The sequence below is a fragment of the Corynebacterium occultum genome (assembly GCF_009734425.1).
GTDB classification, from domain to species: domain Bacteria; phylum Actinomycetota; class Actinomycetes; order Mycobacteriales; family Mycobacteriaceae; genus Corynebacterium; species Corynebacterium occultum.
In genome coordinates this window covers 318,072-334,338 of the sequence record NZ_CP046455.1, presented here as the reverse complement: position 1 = coordinate 334,338, position 16,267 = coordinate 318,072, and the positions used below count along the sequence as shown (strand labels likewise).

Below are 16,267 nucleotides of genomic sequence, written 5' to 3'. Positions count from 1 at the left end.
GAAAGCGAAGCCGGCCCAGAATCACAGGGCCGGGCACACTGTGAATTAACCTGCGGCAATCTCAACGATCAGCTCCAGCTCAACCGGGGCATTGAGCGGCAACTCGGCTACACCCACAGCGGAGCGGGCATGGGCCCCGGCTTCCCCGAAGATCTCCTCCATCAGGTTGGAGGCTCCGTTGATCACGGCGGGCTGACCACCGAAGTCCTCGGCGGAGGCGACGAAACCTACCAGCTTGAGCACCCTGGTGACCTTGTCGATGCCCACCAGGGCGTCGATGGCGGCCAGGGCATTCAGTGCTGCGGTGCGGGCCAGATCCTGAGCGGTGGCCTCATCCACCTCGGCGCCGACCTTGCCGGTGGCCGGCAGCTCACCGTTGATGAAGGGGAGCTGGCCGGAGGTCCAGACCTGATTTCCGGTCTGGATCGCGGGGACATAGGCAGCAACCGGGGTGGCGACCGCCGGCAGGGTGATGCCCAGTTCCTGCAGCTTCTCGGAATGGCTCATCATCGGACCTCACGCTTCAGGTAGGCGACCAGGTTCTCGGGGTTCGGGCCCGGGATGACGGAGACCAGCTCCCAGCCGTCTTCCCCCCAGGTGTCGAGGATCTGCTTGGTGGCGTGCGATAACAGTGGCACGGTGGCGTATTCCCATTTAGTCATGGTCTCCACACTACGTGGCTGCCGGGCCGCTTTCAGTTCTTATATCCACCGGGGGCATGCAACACCGGGGGGCAGTTCAGATGCCCTCCAGCTCACCGCCCGTGGCCAGATAACGCGCCCAGTTATCCACCTCCGGGTTCTTGCGGAGCAGGGCGCGACGCTGACGTTCAGTCAGTCCGCCCCACACCCCGAACTCCACCCGGTTATCCAGGGCATCTGCGCGACACTGGTCCATCACCGGACAATGCCGGCAGATCACGGCCGCCTTGCGCTGCTCCGCACCCCGGACGAACAGGGCATCCGGATCACCTTCACGGCATTTCGCCTTGGTCACCCATTCACCCCTTTCGACTCCCCCTTCGCTGAGGCCGTCGAACTCCCCCACGAGGGAATTGCGGTGGTGGCTACGTTGCAATGACGCTGTCATCATCAACCTCCTTCGTGTGGGCCAAAATTAGTGGGCCAATTCATGTGCAGAAACCTGCTCGAACAGCTATGAGTGTATTCACAGAATTCACATCGTGTCGAGTAAGTCACACGAATAGGGGGATTCATCGGTTCCCCCACCCCGGGTTATCTGCGTAGGGTAAGGGGGTGTCAGTCTCAAAATCTTTCCGAAACGTGCTGGGCGCGACCCTCGCCGCCGCGCTTGTCGGTGCCCTCGCCCTGGCCCCGCTAGCCGGGGTTTCGGGTGTGGCCACCGCACGCATCAACGAAACCATGCAGTCCAATCTCTCGGACATGACCGGTGGTGAAACGCCGGGGGTGACCACAGTCACCGATGTCGAGGGTTCCCCGATGGCCTACATCTTCAAGCAGCGTCGTCACCCCGTGGAGTCGGAGCAGATCGCACAGACGGTCAAGGACGCCATCGTCTCCATTGAGGACCGGCGCTTCTATGAACATGAGGGTGTGGATCTGCAGGGATTCGCCCGCGCCATGATCACCAACGTGATGGCCGGCGGGGTGGAGGAAGGTGCCTCCACCATCAACCAGCAGTATGTGAAGAACTACCTGCTCCTGGTCGATGCCGAGACCGAGGAGGAGCAGGCCGTCGCCGTTGAGACCTCCATCCCGCGCAAGCTCCGGGAGATGCGCATGGCCTCCGACCTGGACCAGCTGCTCACCAAGGATGAGGTGCTCACCCGCTACCTGAACCTGGTGCCCTTCGGCAACGGTGCCTACGGCATCGAGGCTGCCTCCCGGACCTACTTCGGCATCCCCGCCGCGGAGCTGAATGTGCCCCAGGCCGCCATGCTGGCAGGCATCCCCCAGTCCTCCTCCCTCCTCAACCCCTACACCAATGTGGAGGGGGTGACCCAGCGTCGTAACACGGTGCTGCAGTCCATGGTGGAGGCCGGTTACCTCGATCAGGCTTCCTCGGATCAGTACCAGCAACAGCCCCTGGGGGTGATGGAATCACCCGCCACCCTGCCCAATGGCTGCATCGGCGCGGATGACCGTGGTTTCTTCTGCGACTATGCGCTGACCTACCTCGAATCCAAGGGCATCCCCCGGGATGAGCTGGCCACCGGTGGCTACACCATCCAGACCACCCTGGACCCGGCGGTCCAGGACATCGCCCACAACTCGGTGACCACCTACGTCAACCCGGACACCCCGGGTGTGGCCAGCGTGCTCAATGTCATCGAGCCGGGTGAGGAGTCCCGCGACATCCTGGCCATGACCTCCTCCCGTGACTACGGTCTGAATCTGGAGGAAGGTGAGACCATGCTGCCCCAGCCGAGCTCCCTGATCGGCAACGGTGCCGGTTCCATCTTCAAGATCTTCACCGCCGCCGCCGCCATCGACCAGGGCATGACCCTGGACACCATCCTGGATGTGCCCACCCGCTATGAGGCCACCGGGATGGGCACCGGCGGTGCCGCGGGCTGCCCCGCTAACACCTACTGCGTGGAGAACGCCGGCAGCTACCGCTCCCAGATGCCGCTGATTGATGCGCTGGCCCAGTCCCCGAACACCACCTTCATCCAGATGATCGAGCAGGTCGGGGTGACCCCGGTGGTCGACATGTCCGTCAAGCTGGGGCTGCGCAGCTATGAGTCGGAGGGCTCCCATAGTGAGGGCTACTCCATCGCCGACTACATGCGCGATGCCAACCTCGGCTCCTACACCCTGGGCCCCACCGCGGTGAACCCCCTGGAGCTCTCCAATGTCGGTGCCACCCTCGCATCCCACGGCACCTGGTGTGAACCGAACCCCATCAGCTCCGTGATCAACCGCAAGGGCGAGGAAGTCTACCTGGAACGCCCCGAATGTGAGCAGGCCATTGACCCGGAGGTCGCCGACACCCTGACCGTCGGGTTGAGCCGTGACGCCCAAAACGGCACTGCCGCCGGCGCCGCCCAGTCCACCGGTTGGAATGCTCCCATCGCCGCAAAGACCGGTACCACCGAGTCGCACCAGTCCTCGGCTTTCCTGGGCTTCAACTCCAATATCGCCGCCGCCCCCTATATCTACAATGACGGCACCAACACCATGTCGCTGTGCACCTCCCCGGTGCAGCAGTGCTCCAGTGGTGGCCTCTATGGCGGTCTGGAACCTGCCCGCACCTTCTTCACCATGGCCAATCAGATTCCGGCCGCCACCTCCGGCACCCTGCCGGAGCGCACCGCAGACATGATCAGTGGTGAGTCCGGTGCCGGACTGGACGCCCCCGCAGGTGAGGGAGGGGCCGACAACAGCGCTCCGGTCGCCCCGCAGCCTGCCCCGGCAGCCCCGAGCCAGGAGCGGAACACCTCCCGCAATGACAGCCCGCCTCCCCCGGCGCCGGCGATCCCGAATATCCGCCCGGAGGACATTGACGCGATCCGCCAGGACATCGGCGACGCGATCAACAGTTTCCTGCCCTGAGCACCCCCCACCCTGGGATAGCTGAGACTGCTGCGAGAAAACCCGGAAGGCCTCCCGAAAGTAATTTTCGGGAGGCCTTCCAGGATTGGTTATGGGGTAGCGGATCAGCCCTGGAGCTGTGCTTTCACGGTGGCGGAGAGGCGCTTTCCATCCGCCCGGCCAGCAACCTTGGCGGTGGCCAACTTCATCACATTGCCCATCTGCTTCATCGCCACCGGCTCACCGTGCTCCGCAGCGACCTCCGCCATGGCCACGCGGACCACCTCGGCGAGGGCGGCGTCATCAAGCTGTTCGGGCTGGTAGGCGCTGAGGATCTCAGCTTCCGCCAGCTCCGCATCAGCCAGTTCCTGACGACCGTTTTCGGCGTATATCTCAGCGGACTCGCGGCGCTTCTTGATCTCGCGGGCGATGACCTTCAGCACCTCCTCATCGCTGAGCTCATGCTTGGTGCCAGTGGTTTCCTCGGACTGGAGGGCCGCCAGCAGCATGCGGATGGTGCCGGTGCGCTCCTTCTCCCGGGCCTTCATTGCGGTCTTGAGATCATCACGGATCTTGCTCTTCAGCTCACTCATGTTTCACCACGTTACTCCGCAGGTAGTCTGAATGGGTGCACACTAGAACGAAGCGAATCCTGAACCTGACCGCCACCGCGCTGGGCCTGGGGGCGGTGAGCGGCGCCACCCTTGCCGCCTGGGGCCACCGCGAACTGAACCGCTTCGAGTTCAAGGACATCACCGTTCCGCTTCTCGAACCGGGCACCTTGCGCGGCAAGAAGGAATTCAAGCTCCTCCATGTCTCGGATCTCCACATGATCCCCGGCCAGGACACCAAGATCGCCTGGGTCTCCGCCCTGGACGCCCTCAACCCTGACCTGGTGATCAACACCGGTGACAATCTCTCCGATGAGGGTGGGGTCCCCCACGTGCTGCAGGCCCTGGGCCCACTGCTGAGCCGACCCGGCCTCTTCGTGTTCGGCACCAATGACTACTTCGCACCCCGGTTGAGCAACCCCTTCAACTATCTGCTGGGCAAGAAGCGCGAACTCAGCCACATTGAGCTGCCCTGGCAGGGCATGCGGGCCGCCTTCATCGAACACGGCTGGCGGGACGCCAACCAGGCTCGGCATGAATTCCAGGTAGGCCCCGTCCGCATCGCCGCCGCCGGAGTCGATGACCCGCACCATGATCTCGATGACTATGCGGCGATCGCCGGGGCCCCGAATGTCGACTCCGACCTTTCCCTCGCACTGCTGCACTCCCCCGAACCCCGGGTACTGGCCCAGTTCGAGGCTGATGGTTACCAGCTTTCCCTTTCCGGACACACCCACGGCGGCCAGCTCTGCCTGCCGGGCGGCAGAGCGATCGTGACCAACTGCGGTATCGACCATAAACGGGTTTCCGGGCTCCATGACTTCGGGAAGATGAAGATGCACGTCTCCAATGGCCTGGGCACCTCCAAGTTCGTTCCCTTCCGGATTTTCTGCCGCCCCTCGGCTACCTTGCTGCGGATTACCGAACGCTCTTCTTAGAGCCACCTGACAAAGGTGCTCCGAACAGGCGTTTTGTTAGTTCAGAGCATCTTCAGATAGAGTGTTGCATGCACCACGGGATATGGCGCAGCTTGGTAGCGTGCCTCGTTCGGGACGAGGAGGTCGCAGGTTCAAATCCTGTTATCCCGACCATGTGACAACATCACCCCGGATCTGAGAAATCAGATCCGGGGTGATGTTTTTTCCGCGGCCCCCTGGGGAAGCCGCAGGCCGAGCTACCTGGCTCCAGCCCGCTTCCTCCCACCCAGCTGCAGCAGCCCCGTCAGCAGTGCCACTCCCCCCAACACCGCCCCGCTGACCCAGAAGAGCAGCGGATCACCGGCATTGCCGCTGACGGTCAGCGCAGCGGTGGCATAGTGCAGCGGGGTGAGACTGGCGACGATTTCCCAGATGGCTGCGACCTCCGTGCCCGCGGAGCTCTTCCACACCCAGCCGACCAGGCCGACCTGGATGATGGCCCCGACCATGGCGAGCAACCCACCTGGACGTTCCCCCACCACGCGGCGCACCACCAGCGCCAGCCCAGCGGAAGCCGCGGTCATGAGGGCCAGCACTGCGATGGCTGCCCCCAGCCGCAGCGGATTCAGTCCCTGGGCGGCGAGGATATAGAGGACAGTGCCGAGGGCGACCACCCCGATGCCGCCGAGGATCCGATCAAGACGACGCCCGATCCCCCGGCCCAGGTAACTGATGGCGATGCCACCCAGCGTGCTCAGGGCACCGATGAACAGCGCATAGAGGGGGACCAGATAACCCTCCACGTCCCCGGCGGCGGAGGCCACCACCTGCCCTTCAGCTGCCGTACCTTCAGCACCGGCGGCCGGAGTGACCGGAAGGCTGCGTTGGACGTTGCTGAGTTTGTCCTGGGTGGTCCCGGCCATCTGGTCGATTTTCTGGGCACCTTCATCAAGCTGACTGACACCGTCGACGGCCTCCCCCACCCCACCCTGGAGCTGACCGAGACCTTCATTGAGACGGCGGGCGCCATCCGTGGCGGAGTAGATACCGTCATGGAAGCCATAACCGGGGACGGCCAGCTGGTTGGCGATGTCCCGGGCACCCTCGCGGAGCTGGTTGAGCTGGTCGGCGTTCTCCCCGGTCAGGGGGAAAGCCTCGACCTGGGCCCGGAAACCGGTGAGCTGCTCCCGGATCTGTCGGGCTTCGGGCACATCGGATTTCTCCAATTCGGCGTTGATGCCCTCGATCGCCTGGATCAGCTGCATTTGGATGGCGCTGAGCCCGGTGAGTTGTTCGATGGCCAGGGACACCCCATCAGCGACCTGGGTGGCCCCATTGCCGAGCTGGCCGGTGGCTGCCTGCAGCTGCACCAGGCCGTTGGACAGTTCCTGGGCACCGGACTTGGCCTCTTCCATGGCGCCGCCGAGTTCGTCGGCACCTTCGCGGAGCGCACCGGTACCGGCGGTCAGTTCCCCGGTGCCGGAGGCCAGGAACCCCGCCTGGGCACCGGCTTCGCTGGCCGCGCGTCGGGCGTCGACAAGCGCGGCGGGGTCAATTCCGGTGGGGCCCCCCTCGATGGGGGCCCCGGTGCTTTCTTCGGCCGCCGACCAGGAACGGTCGGGGCCGATTCCGGCGATTGCCAGGTACACCGCACCGATGATCAGTGGGAGGAGGACGAGCAGGGAAAGAAGGCGCGACCTAAGGGAGCTCATATCCGTTCAATTTATCCAGCTCTCATCCCCCAACTGGGAGGCGCACCGCATTCCCCCTGCTAACCTTTGAGAGTCTGAAATACCACCTTTAACCGCTTTGGAGAGTGATCGACGCGTGACTCTGCCGATTGTGATCGCCCTTGCCGGGGCGGCAGTGCTCCTCTCTCCACCTCTGGTTCGTCTGCTGGACCGAAAAGCCGGTTGGCCCCTGGCCGCGCTTTTCCTGGCGGCCGCCGCCGTTTTGAGCATGGAACTCCCCGACGTCCTGGCGGGTCGCGCCCAGACCTGGTCCTTTGTCTGGGTCCGTGATTTCCTGGCGGCCGGGGTGGATGTGGATTTTGCGCTGAAAGCTGATGCCCTCGGCGTTTTCTTCGCTTTACTGGCCCTGCTGATCGGCGCGATGGTGTTCATCTATTCCGCCGCTTACCTGCCTAAACATCAGGGAAACACTAGTTTCTACACCATCATGACCGCCTTCACCCTGGCGATCCTGGTGCTGGTGCTCGCCGATGATGTGCTGGTGCTCTTCATCGGTTGGGAACTGGTGTCCATCGCCTCCTTCCTGCTGATCGCGCGTTCCGGATCGGCTGGTGAATCGGGTTCGGTGCGTACCCTGGTGCTCACCTTCATCGGCGGTCTGACCCTGTTGGCGGCGTTGGCGCTGGCCGCCACCCAGACCGGGAGCACCTCGCTGAGTGAAATCCTGGCCAGCCCGGTGTGGGCACAGGATGCGGGGCTCAGCGCGGTGGTGGCGGTGCTGATCGCCATCTCCGCCTTCACCAAGTCCGCCCAGCTTCCCTTCCACTTCTGGCTGCCGGAGGCCATGGCCGCGGCCACCCCGGTGTCGGCTTTCCTGCATGCCGCTGCAGTGGTCAAGGCCGGTATCTACCTGCTGCTGCGGTTCTCCACCATCTTCCACGATGTGACGGTGTGGAATTGGCTGCTCATCGTGGTCGGCATCTCCACTGCAGTGGTGTCCGCGCTTTTTGCGGTGCAGAAGACGGATCTGAAGAAGCTGACCGCCTACTCCACCGTCAGCCACCTCGGCTGGATCGTGGCGACGATCGGCGTGGGCACCCCCTTCGCCCTGGCGGCGGCCCTGGTGCACACCCTGGCGCATGCCCTCTTCAAGTCCTCCCTCTTCATGCTCATCGGTGTCATCGACCACCAGACCGGCACCCGGGATATCCGCCGCCTGGGGGTCATCTGGAAGAAGATGCCCTGGACCTTCGCCTCGGTGTTGATCGGCGCGCTGTCCATGGCCGCGGTCCCCCCGATGTTGGGATTCATCTCCAAGGAGGGGATGCTCACCGCTTTCCAGGAAGCCCCGATCGGGGAGGGCCCCACCTGGGTACTGCTCCTGCTGGGTGGACTGGGCGCTCTGCTGACCTTCACGTATTCCGCGAAAATCGTCTTCGGGGCCTTCACCGACGGCCCCGCCGAGGGCCAGCAGCCCAGCGAGCGGGTGGTGCGGGAGGCCCCGGTTTCATTGTGGTTGCCTGCCGCCCTGCCGGGCCTGCTCTCCCTGCCGCTGGGTCTGGCCGTCGGGATCTTCAATGAGCCCATCGATGCCGTGGTCACGGCCATCGGTGGTGAAGCAGAAACCGAACTGGCGCTCTGGCACGGTTTCACCCTCCCATTGGGCATCTCCCTGGCGGCAATCATCCTGGGGATCATCGGTGTGATCTACCGGCACCGCATCTGGCCGGCCCTGGAATCCCGTCGACTGCTGCCCTTCAACGGCAATGCCGCCCTCCACGCGCTCACTGAAGGATCCGGGAAGCTGGGCCGCATCTTCGCTGGCATGGCAGATTCCCTCAGCCCCTCCCGCCACCTGGTGTGGCCGGTGATCATGGTGATCACCCTGATGCTCTTCACCCTCTTCGGTACCGAGGGCATTGACGGCATCCCCCTGGCACCGCGTGCCGAGGGCCTGGACAATTGGCTGGATCTGGCACCCTTCCTGATCATCCTCGGTTCGGTGAGCATCCTGGTGCTCAGCCGCAACCGCGTCACCGGTGCCGTGTTGATCGGCGCAGTGGGTGTGGGTGTGAGCCTGCAGATGTTGTTGCTGGGAGCTCCGGATGTGGCACTCACCCAGTTCCTGGTGGAGGCCCTGGTCGTGGTGATCATGATGATGGTCATCCGCCACCAGCCCCAGTACTTCCCCAAGGTGTCCAGGACACGCACCATCCGCTCCCTGATCATCGCCGCCCTGGCTGCGGTCACCGCCTTCCTGGCGGTCTTCACCCTCCTGGGTCGCCACGAGCGTTCCGAGCTCGCCGAATGGTTCCTGGCCAATGGTCCGGAGATCACCGGCGGCCAGAATATCGTGGCCACCATCATCGTGGAGTTCCGTGCCCTGGACACCCTGGGCGAACTTTCGGTGCTGGGCATGGCGGCCATCGTCATCGGTGCGGTGGTGTCCTCCTTCCCGCGGATGCAGTTCAGCCGCGGCACCCACCCCCGCCCCTTCGGTCAGTCCCAGCTGAATTCCCTGCCGCTGAAGAAAGCCTATGCCCTGGCCGCCCCGGTGCTGGGTGTGCTCAGTTTCCTGATCTTCATGCGGGGCCACACCGACCCGGGTGGCGGATTCGTCGCCGCCCTAGTGGCCGGCACCGCCATCATGATGGCCTACCTGGCGAAGGGCCGCGACAGCATCGTCGGCAAGCCCTCCACCCCCTACTGGCTGACCGGCATCGGCATCATCGTCGCCCTGGCCGCAGGTTTCATGGGTTACCTCGAGGGTTCCTTCCTCAAACCCATCTACGCCGACTTCCTGGGACAGCACTGGACCACCTCCCTCGTCTTCGACGGCGGTATCTACCTGGCGGTGCTGGGCATGCTGACCGCCGCCATCAACTCCATGGGCGGTTACCTCCGGCCCGGCGCGGCCTCCGTGGCTGAGCTGGACTACGCCCGCAGTTCCGGCCCCCTGCCGGACACCCCGACCCCGGCTCCCCCGGCGGAGATCATCACCGAGCCTTACCCGGAACCACTCGAACCCAATCCTGACCCCCGGGATGACGGGCCCTCCCGCAGCGTGGGCACCACCGCGGTGCGGGAGCAGCGCGACGTCGAAGCAGGCGTCGATAAGCAGAAGGAGAATGACCGATGATCATGGCCCTGACCATCGCCGTACTGGTCTTCGGCGGTGTTTTCCTCATGCAGCAGCGAGGCATGGTCCGCCTGGTGCTGGGGATGCAGCTGATCGGCCATTCGGCGAACCTGATGCTGCTGGCCGCGGGTGTCGGCGCCTGGCGGGGTGAGGTCTTCCCGGACCGCACCGACCTGGCCGCTGATGCCGCCGACCCCCTCCCCCAGGCTTTTGTGCTCACCGCCATCGTGATCGCCATGGCGACCGCCACGATCCTGCTGGCCATGGCCGCCCTGGGCAAAAATGATGACACCGAGCTGACGGATCCCCTCTCCTCCCGGGAGACCGGTGACACTGAACTCCAGAACTCGCCCATGTCCACCCTGGGCCGGGCCACCCAGTCCCGGGAAGAGTTCCTCGCCGGGGAACGAGCCCGCCGGGAAGCCGAGCAGGCCCAGACCGCACTGAAGGAGGGACATCGTTGATGGATGCCCTGATACCCCTCCTGGTAGCCGTCCCCCTGGTGTCCTCCGCGCTGGCCGTGATGGCCCCGTGGAAATGGGCCCGGGATCTGCTCCACCTGATCATCCCCGCCGCCAGCATCCTCGCCGGCATCGGACTTTTCACCTACACCGCCGAGCACGGCACCCTGGCCCATAATGTGGGGCTGTTCCAGGGCGGTGTGGCGATCCCCTTCGCCGTGGACACCTTCTCCGCGATCATGATCATCACCACCGGGATCGTCGCCCTGGTGGCCAACTGGTTCGCCACCGTCGCCGGGGAAACCCGCTCCCGCTACTATCCGGCGCTGACCCTGATGCTGATCACCGGTGTCAATGGTGCGCTGATGACCGCGGACCTCTTCAACTTCTTCGTCTTCATCGAGGTTATGCTGCTGCCCTCCTATGGGCTGATGGCCATGACCGGCACCGGGGCACGCCTGGCCGCGGGGCGCACCTTCGTGCTGGTCAACCTCGCGGCCTCCACCATGCTGGTGGTCGGGGTGGGCTTCGTCTACGGTGTCACCGGCTCCGTGAACATCGCCGCCCTGCAGGGGGTGGCGGCCGGTAATGGCCCAGCCACCGTGGCCATGGGCATGGTGATCATCGCGATCGCCACCAAGGCCGGTGTCTTCCCGGTCCACACCTGGCTGCCGCGCACCTACCCCGGCACCTCGGCGGCGGTGATGGGACTGTTCTCCGGCCTGCACACCAAGGTCGCGGTGTACATGCTCTTCCGCATCTACGTGGTCATCTTCGATCTGGAGGACCGCTGGAACACCCTGATCATCGTGGTGATGGTCGCCTCCATGTTGCTGGGTGGTTTCGCCGGCCTGGCGGAGAACTCCATCCGCCGTGTCCTGGCCTACCAGATGATCAACGGCATGCCCTTCATCCTGGTCATGCTGGCCTTCACCTCGGGGGATCCGCAGCGCGCCCTGGCCGCCGGGCTGCTCTACACCCTGCACCACATGATCACCGTCGGCTCCCTCGTACTGACCTCCGGCGCGATCGAGGAAACCTACGGCACCGGGGTGCTGAAGAGACTCTCCGGCCTGGCGCGCCGGGAACCTGTGGTGGCCGCCGTGTTTGCCGCCGGTGCCTTCTCCGTGGTGGGTTTCCCGCCCTTCTCGGGACTCTGGGGCAAGGCCTTCATCGTGATCGAGGTGGCACGTGCCGCCGATTGGCGTTCCTGGGTGGTCATCAGCGCGATCATCCTCGCCAGCTTCGGGGCGCTCCTGGCCATGCTGCGGGTCTGGCGCCAGGTGTTCTGGGGCCGTCCCATGCAGTCCGTCCCGGGTTCACTGCGGGTACGGGGTGGGGTGATTGGCCCGGCAGCCACCCTCATGGCGGTGTCCCTGGCCATGTTCATCTTCGCCGGCCCGCTTATCGACGCCGCGCTCACCGCCACCGGTGATCTGCTCGACGTGGCCACCTACCAGCAGGCCGTGCTCGGCGATGACCCCGTCGGAGTTCCCGACATGTCCGAACTGCAGGGAGGACGCTAACCCCATGCACCTGTTGACCTATATCCCCTGGCTGATCAAGGAAATCTTCGTGGCCGGCTTCACCCTTCTGGTGGCTGCCTTCCGTCAGGATGCCCAGATCCATCCGGTGGTCGTCCACTATCCACTGCGGGTGAGCACCGACTGGCAGCTCTTCTGGTTCTCCACCTCCATCACCATGACCCCGGGCACCCTGTCCATGGGTTTCCGTGAGCCTGTAGCACCCGGTGATCCGAGGATTCTGCTGGTGCAGGCGGTGCAGGGTGCCGACCCCGCCGATGTCTGCGCCTCCCTGGCCGATATGGAGGAGCGGATGGCACCCTCGGTCAAGAAGATCGACCATGGGGTGCCCGGCCAGGGAACCTCCACCCGCCGCAATAACTACCACTCCCCCTACACGGCCGGTTACTCCGAAGGGAAGGCTGAACCCTGATGGATCCATTCCAGATTGTGCTGCTGAGCTGCGGTGTAATCATGCTGCTCTCGCTGCTCGCCGGAGTGGCGCTGATTCTGCGCTCCGGGGACTTCATGACCCGCGCCGTCACCTCCGACCTGCTCTTCTACACCATGATCGCCATGTATCTGGTGTGGAGCATGGACCATCAGACCTCCATCGCCTATGAGATCGCCATCCTCGCCGCCCTGGTCGCAGGTGTGTTGCCCACGATCTCCATGGCCCGGATGATCTCCCAGGGAAGGCGTTAGAACCATGAGCATCGCAGAAATCATCATCTCCATCCTCGTGATCATCGCGACCCTCTTCTGTGCCTCCACCGCCATCGCACTCTGGCGGGCCCCGGACGCCCTGACCCGAGTCAACCTGCTGGGCACCACCGTCAGCTGTGCCATCCCCATCTTGCTGGTGGCCAAGCTGCTGCGGGACTGGAGCAGCGTCGGTTTCGACCCGAACAACTTCATCCGCGCACTTATCGCCATCGCCGGAGTGTGGGTCATCGGTTCAGTGGGCAGTTTCTACATCGGGCGCTCCATCTACGGGGTCACCGTGGTGGATGACCGGGAGGGGTCGGGATCTGAGGCCGATGATGGTTCGGAGCCCTCGCGGATCTAGGGCTTGGTTTGGGGCTTGGGGCTTGGGGCTTGGGGCTTGGGGCTTGGGGCTTGGGGGCAACCTGGCAAAATTGGTCGGTTTGAGGTGGTGCAATCCTTTGCAGACCCCCTGGAAACCCTCAAACCGACCGATTTTGCCACTTCCCCCACCAGCTGAGTCGGCGACAGTCCCTTCTTGCGCATGCCACCTGAACCCTTCCCCAGCTCAGGGATTATATTGACTCAAAATGATAACGAGCAGCGCATATCCCTTTCGGGGGAGATAATATCGAGATCACAGCAGTTCATCAGCTGTGATGCAGCTTCAAGCCATGTTCGATGAAGATCCTTCACCCCCAGCAAAGGAAAAGCTCATGCGCCGCAAGTCTCTCGCCGCCATCGCCCTCTCCGCCACCCTGGTTCTGGGTGGCACCACCGCCACCGCTAACGCACAGAGCACCACGCCTTACCCGATCTCCGAGATTCAGGTTCCGGTGGAGTTCGTCAACACAGTTCAGAATTTTGTCCCGGCCATGCCGCGCGACCAGATCTACGCTGGCCTGCAGATCGTCACCGCCTGGGTCGGCCTGAGCATCGGCTCCTCGATACTGGGTAGCTCCATTCGCTAACCCTCCCCGCCCCTGAGGAAGTCTGAGCTCCTGAGCTTCCCAGGGGCCCCAGGATTCCCGACCCCCTTCCAGCCCACGCCCCCGGTCACTCTGAAAACTTGAACAGTGACCGGGGGTTTAACCTGGATTCACCTGATGGGAAACACGCAGGAGGCGCATCCATCCCCGAAGTGGAGGGAACAAGGGTGAATTTCAGGCCAGATGCGCCTTCTACATTGCAGGGCTCTCCCTTTGCCCAAAAATAAAAGATCGGCGCCTTCCATATCTTCTCCACGAAGGGAAAGTCACGGAAGGCACCGATCTTATAAGGCAGCTGTGCAGCGCCCCAGGGCTGGCCGGGGCACTACACGCTGGGCAAGTGTGCCAAGGCGGCGTTCATACAGCACCCCCCTGGCGGCACACCTACTTCTTGGTGGCGAAGAGCTCCTTGACACGCTGGCCGAGGTTCTCATCGACCTGGGTCCAGTACCAGTAGACCCGCTCCTCAACGCCGGCAGAGACACCTGCCATGGCGTTGGTGATGTTGTCCGCCAGGCGTTCCTTCTCCTCGTCGTTCATGACCTCGCGGTAGAGGATGCCGGCCTGGACGAAGTCGCCGTCCTCGGGGTGCTGCACATAGGCGGCACGGGTCAGGTCGGTACCGTGGGGATCCGGGTTGACGAAGAGGTCGCTGGCCTGGCCATAAGACTCCCCGGAGGAGGAATCCTTGCCGTTGTCCAGGTAACCGGCGCCCTTCTCGAAACGGTTCGGGCTGTACACCGGCTGGTCGGCAGCGTCGAACTGGTACATCATCGGCCCGTGCTGGGAGTAGGTGTTGACCGGGTTGACCGGCTGGTTCACCGGCAGCTGACGGTAGTTCGGCCCGATGCGGTAGCGCTGCTGATCCGCGTAGGCGAAGGCGCGGGCCATGAGCATGCGGTCCGGAGAGAGGCCGACACCGGGGACCAGGTTGCCCGGATCCAGGGCGATCTGTTCGATCTGGGCGTGGAAGTTCTCCGGGTTGCGGTTGAGGATGAAGTACCCGACGTCCTGCAGCGGGTAATCCTTCTGGGACCAGGTCTTGGTCAGGTCGAAGGGGTTCCAACGGTAGTTCTCGGCATCCTCAAAGGGCATGATCTGGACCTTGACATCCCAGATCGGGTAGTCGCCCTTCTCAATGGCCTCGTGGAGATCCTGGCGGTGGTAATCCGCGTTCTTGCCTGCCATCTCGGTGGCCTCGGCGTCGGTGAAGGTCTCCCAACCCTGGCGAGTCTTGAAGTGGTACTTGATCCAGACCGGCTTGCCCTCAGCGTTGATCCACTGGAAGGTGTGGGAGCCGAAGCCGTCCTGGTGGCGGGAGGTCTTCGGGGTGCCGCGGTCACCCATCAGGTAGGTGACCTGGTGTGCGGATTCCGGGGTACGGGTCCAGAAGTCCCACTGCATGTCAGCGGAACGCAGGCCGGTGTTGCCCTGACGCTTCTGGGAGCTGATGAAGTCCGGGAACTTCATGCCGTCACGCAGGAAGAAAGTCGGGGTGTTGTTGCCGACGATGTCGTAATTGCCGTCCTGGGTGTAGAAGCGCATGGCAAAGCCGTGCACGTCACGCCAGGTGTCGGGGGATCCGAGCTCACCGGCGACGGTGGAGAAACGGATCGCCATCGGGGTGACGGTGTCCTTCTGGAAGACCTTGGCCTTGGTGTACTGGGAGACATCTTCGGTGATGTGAAGCTCGCCGAAGGCACCATGCCCCTTGGCATGCGGGATGCGCTCGGGGACGTTGCGACGGTTGAAGTGGGCGAGCTTCTCAATCAGGTGAATGTCATTGAGAACATTCGGGCCCTGGGGGCCGGCGGTGATGGAGATGTTCTCGGTGGCTACCGGTGCGCCGTTATGGCGCTGGGTCTGGCCCGGCTCCGGGGTCACCCGCCCCTTGTTCAGAATGTTGTTGAGATCGGAGTTCTGGGTGGTCATATACCTGCTCCTCATACTTAATTGGGTTCGACTATCTTTCGGCTGATATTGATAGCCTACCTAAATTGCGTGACGCACGCAACCCCATTCATACACCCAGATCACAGTTAAGGGCGGGTGAACTTTAGCCATGACCTGGGAATACCGGAGTTCCTGGTATCCTCGAATCTCGTGGGACAACACTCCGAGCGCGATGATGAAAGGGTCACTGAGCTGGCACTCGCCGCCGGCCGCGGCGACCGCTCAGCGCTCACGGAGTTCATCAAAGAAACCCAGGGAGATGTGTGGCGCCTGCTGGCCCATCTCGGCGGACATGCCATCGCCGATGACCTCACCCAGGAGACCTACCTGCGGGTGATGGGAGCCCTCCCCCGCTTTGCGGCGCGGAGTTCAGCCCGGACCTGGCTACTTTCCCTGGCGCGGCGGGTGTGGGTGGACAATATTCGCCACGACATGGCGCGGCCCCGGAAGTCTGCTGCGGAGTATGAGGATGTCGCCGAAAGTATGACTTCTCCCGGGGGCGGCTCGAGTGAATGGTCCGATTGGATCGACGCCCGCACGCTTATCGACGCCCTCCCCGAAGAGCGCCGCGAGGCGCTCATCCTCACCCAGGCGCTCGGCTACACCTATGAGGAAGCCGCAAAGATCTCCGGAGTCCGGGTGGGCACCATTCGCTCCCGGGTTGCCCGGGCCCGCAAGGACCTCATCGCCGCCAAGAATGCGGCCGAGAAGAACGAGCGACGCTAGCCGGGGATGGGCGACAGTCCACCACTCCCCGCACAGG

At 63.9% G+C, this 16,267-nt stretch carries 16 protein-coding genes and 1 tRNA gene; 11 read left to right on the top strand and 6 right to left on the bottom strand.

Annotated elements, in window-relative coordinates; genetic code table 11:
• Positions 1-45: 45 nt before the first annotated feature.
• From COCCU_RS01535 to COCCU_RS01525, 3 genes are all read right to left on the bottom strand, one after another.
• The gene (locus tag COCCU_RS01535) at positions 46-507 is read right to left on the bottom strand and encodes a RidA family protein (RefSeq protein ID WP_197088469.1); all 462 of its coding nucleotides are present in this window, start codon (positions 505-507) and stop codon (positions 46-48) included.
• The gene (locus COCCU_RS01530) at positions 507-662 is read right to left on the bottom strand and encodes a DUF4177 domain-containing protein (protein WP_156229850.1); all 156 of its coding nucleotides are present in this window, start codon (positions 660-662) and stop codon (positions 507-509) included. Before COCCU_RS01530 ends, COCCU_RS01535 begins: the two co-directional genes overlap by 1 nt.
• Positions 663-738: 76 nt before the next feature.
• Positions 739-1,089 (bottom strand): WhiB family transcriptional regulator, encoded by a 351-nt coding sequence (locus COCCU_RS01525; RefSeq protein ID WP_156229849.1) that lies wholly within the window; start codon positions 1,087-1,089, stop codon positions 739-741.
• Between the two features lie 167 nt (positions 1,090-1,256).
• Between COCCU_RS01525 and COCCU_RS01520 the strand changes: the two genes are divergently transcribed.
• Positions 1,257-3,536 carry a transglycosylase domain-containing protein gene (locus COCCU_RS01520; protein WP_156229848.1) on the top strand — a complete coding sequence of 760 codons (2,280 nt, stop codon included), beginning with the start codon at positions 1,257-1,259 and terminating at the stop codon, positions 3,534-3,536.
• A 104-nt stretch (positions 3,537-3,640) separates the two neighbouring features.
• Here the strand turns inward: COCCU_RS01520 and COCCU_RS01515 are convergent, their stop codons facing one another.
• Complete coding sequence (locus COCCU_RS01515) at positions 3,641-4,108, bottom strand: GatB/YqeY domain-containing protein (protein ID WP_156229847.1); 468 nt, start codon at positions 4,106-4,108, stop codon at positions 3,641-3,643.
• Positions 4,109-4,143: 35 nt separating this feature from the next.
• Here COCCU_RS01515 and COCCU_RS01510 point away from each other — a divergent pair, with 35 nt between their 5' ends.
• Together COCCU_RS01510 and COCCU_RS01505 are read left to right on the top strand one after the other, a co-directional pair.
• Complete coding sequence (locus COCCU_RS01510) at positions 4,144-5,064, top strand: metallophosphoesterase (protein ID WP_197088403.1); 921 nt, start codon at positions 4,144-4,146, stop codon at positions 5,062-5,064.
• Positions 5,065-5,140: 76 nt separating this feature from the next.
• Positions 5,141-5,217 (top strand) — tRNA-Pro (locus COCCU_RS01505).
• A gap of 83 nt (positions 5,218-5,300) precedes the next feature.
• Here COCCU_RS01505 and COCCU_RS01500 read toward each other — a convergent pair.
• Positions 5,301-6,755: a YhgE/Pip domain-containing protein gene (locus COCCU_RS01500; RefSeq protein WP_156229846.1), complete on the bottom strand. Its 1,455-nt coding sequence runs from the start codon at positions 6,753-6,755 to the stop codon at positions 5,301-5,303.
• A 115-nt stretch (positions 6,756-6,870) separates the two neighbouring features.
• Between COCCU_RS01500 and COCCU_RS01495 the strand changes: the two genes are divergently transcribed.
• From COCCU_RS01495 to COCCU_RS01465, 7 genes are all read left to right on the top strand, one after another.
• Positions 6,871-9,873, top strand: coding sequence for a DUF4040 family protein (locus COCCU_RS01495; protein WP_156229845.1), 3,003 nt, complete (start codon positions 6,871-6,873; stop codon positions 9,871-9,873).
• The gene (locus COCCU_RS01490; RefSeq protein ID WP_156229844.1) at positions 9,870-10,337 is read left to right on the top strand and encodes a cation:proton antiporter subunit C; all 468 of its coding nucleotides are present in this window, start codon (positions 9,870-9,872) and stop codon (positions 10,335-10,337) included. The genes COCCU_RS01495 and COCCU_RS01490 overlap by 4 nt, the downstream gene beginning before the upstream one ends.
• Positions 10,337-11,860, top strand: coding sequence for a monovalent cation/H+ antiporter subunit D family protein (locus tag COCCU_RS01485; RefSeq protein ID WP_156229843.1), 1,524 nt, complete (start codon positions 10,337-10,339; stop codon positions 11,858-11,860). The genes COCCU_RS01490 and COCCU_RS01485 overlap by 1 nt, the downstream gene beginning before the upstream one ends.
• Positions 11,861-11,864: 4 nt before the next feature.
• On the top strand, positions 11,865-12,290 hold the full coding sequence (locus COCCU_RS01480; protein WP_156229842.1) for a monovalent cation/H+ antiporter subunit E: 426 nt from the start codon (positions 11,865-11,867) through the stop codon (positions 12,288-12,290).
• Entirely contained in the window at positions 12,290-12,562 is a 273-nt protein-coding gene (locus COCCU_RS01475) for a cation:proton antiporter (protein WP_156229841.1), read from the top strand. Before COCCU_RS01480 ends, COCCU_RS01475 begins: the two co-directional genes overlap by 1 nt.
• A gap of 4 nt (positions 12,563-12,566) precedes the next feature.
• Positions 12,567-12,926 carry a Na+/H+ antiporter subunit G gene (locus tag COCCU_RS01470; RefSeq protein WP_156229840.1) on the top strand — a complete coding sequence of 120 codons (360 nt, stop codon included), beginning with the start codon at positions 12,567-12,569 and terminating at the stop codon, positions 12,924-12,926.
• A gap of 352 nt (positions 12,927-13,278) precedes the next feature.
• Complete coding sequence (locus COCCU_RS01465) at positions 13,279-13,533, top strand: hypothetical protein (RefSeq protein ID WP_156229839.1); 255 nt, start codon at positions 13,279-13,281, stop codon at positions 13,531-13,533.
• Positions 13,534-13,935: 402 nt separating this feature from the next.
• On the opposite strand, the gene COCCU_RS01460 is transcribed toward COCCU_RS01465, so the two are convergent.
• Positions 13,936-15,483: a catalase gene (locus COCCU_RS01460; protein WP_156229838.1), complete on the bottom strand. Its 1,548-nt coding sequence runs from the start codon at positions 15,481-15,483 to the stop codon at positions 13,936-13,938.
• Positions 15,484-15,654: 171 nt separating this feature from the next.
• Here COCCU_RS01460 and COCCU_RS01455 point away from each other — a divergent pair, with 171 nt between their 5' ends.
• Positions 15,655-16,230 carry an RNA polymerase sigma factor gene (locus COCCU_RS01455; protein WP_156229837.1) on the top strand — a complete coding sequence of 192 codons (576 nt, stop codon included), beginning with the start codon at positions 15,655-15,657 and terminating at the stop codon, positions 16,228-16,230.
• Positions 16,231-16,267 lie beyond the last annotated feature (37 nt).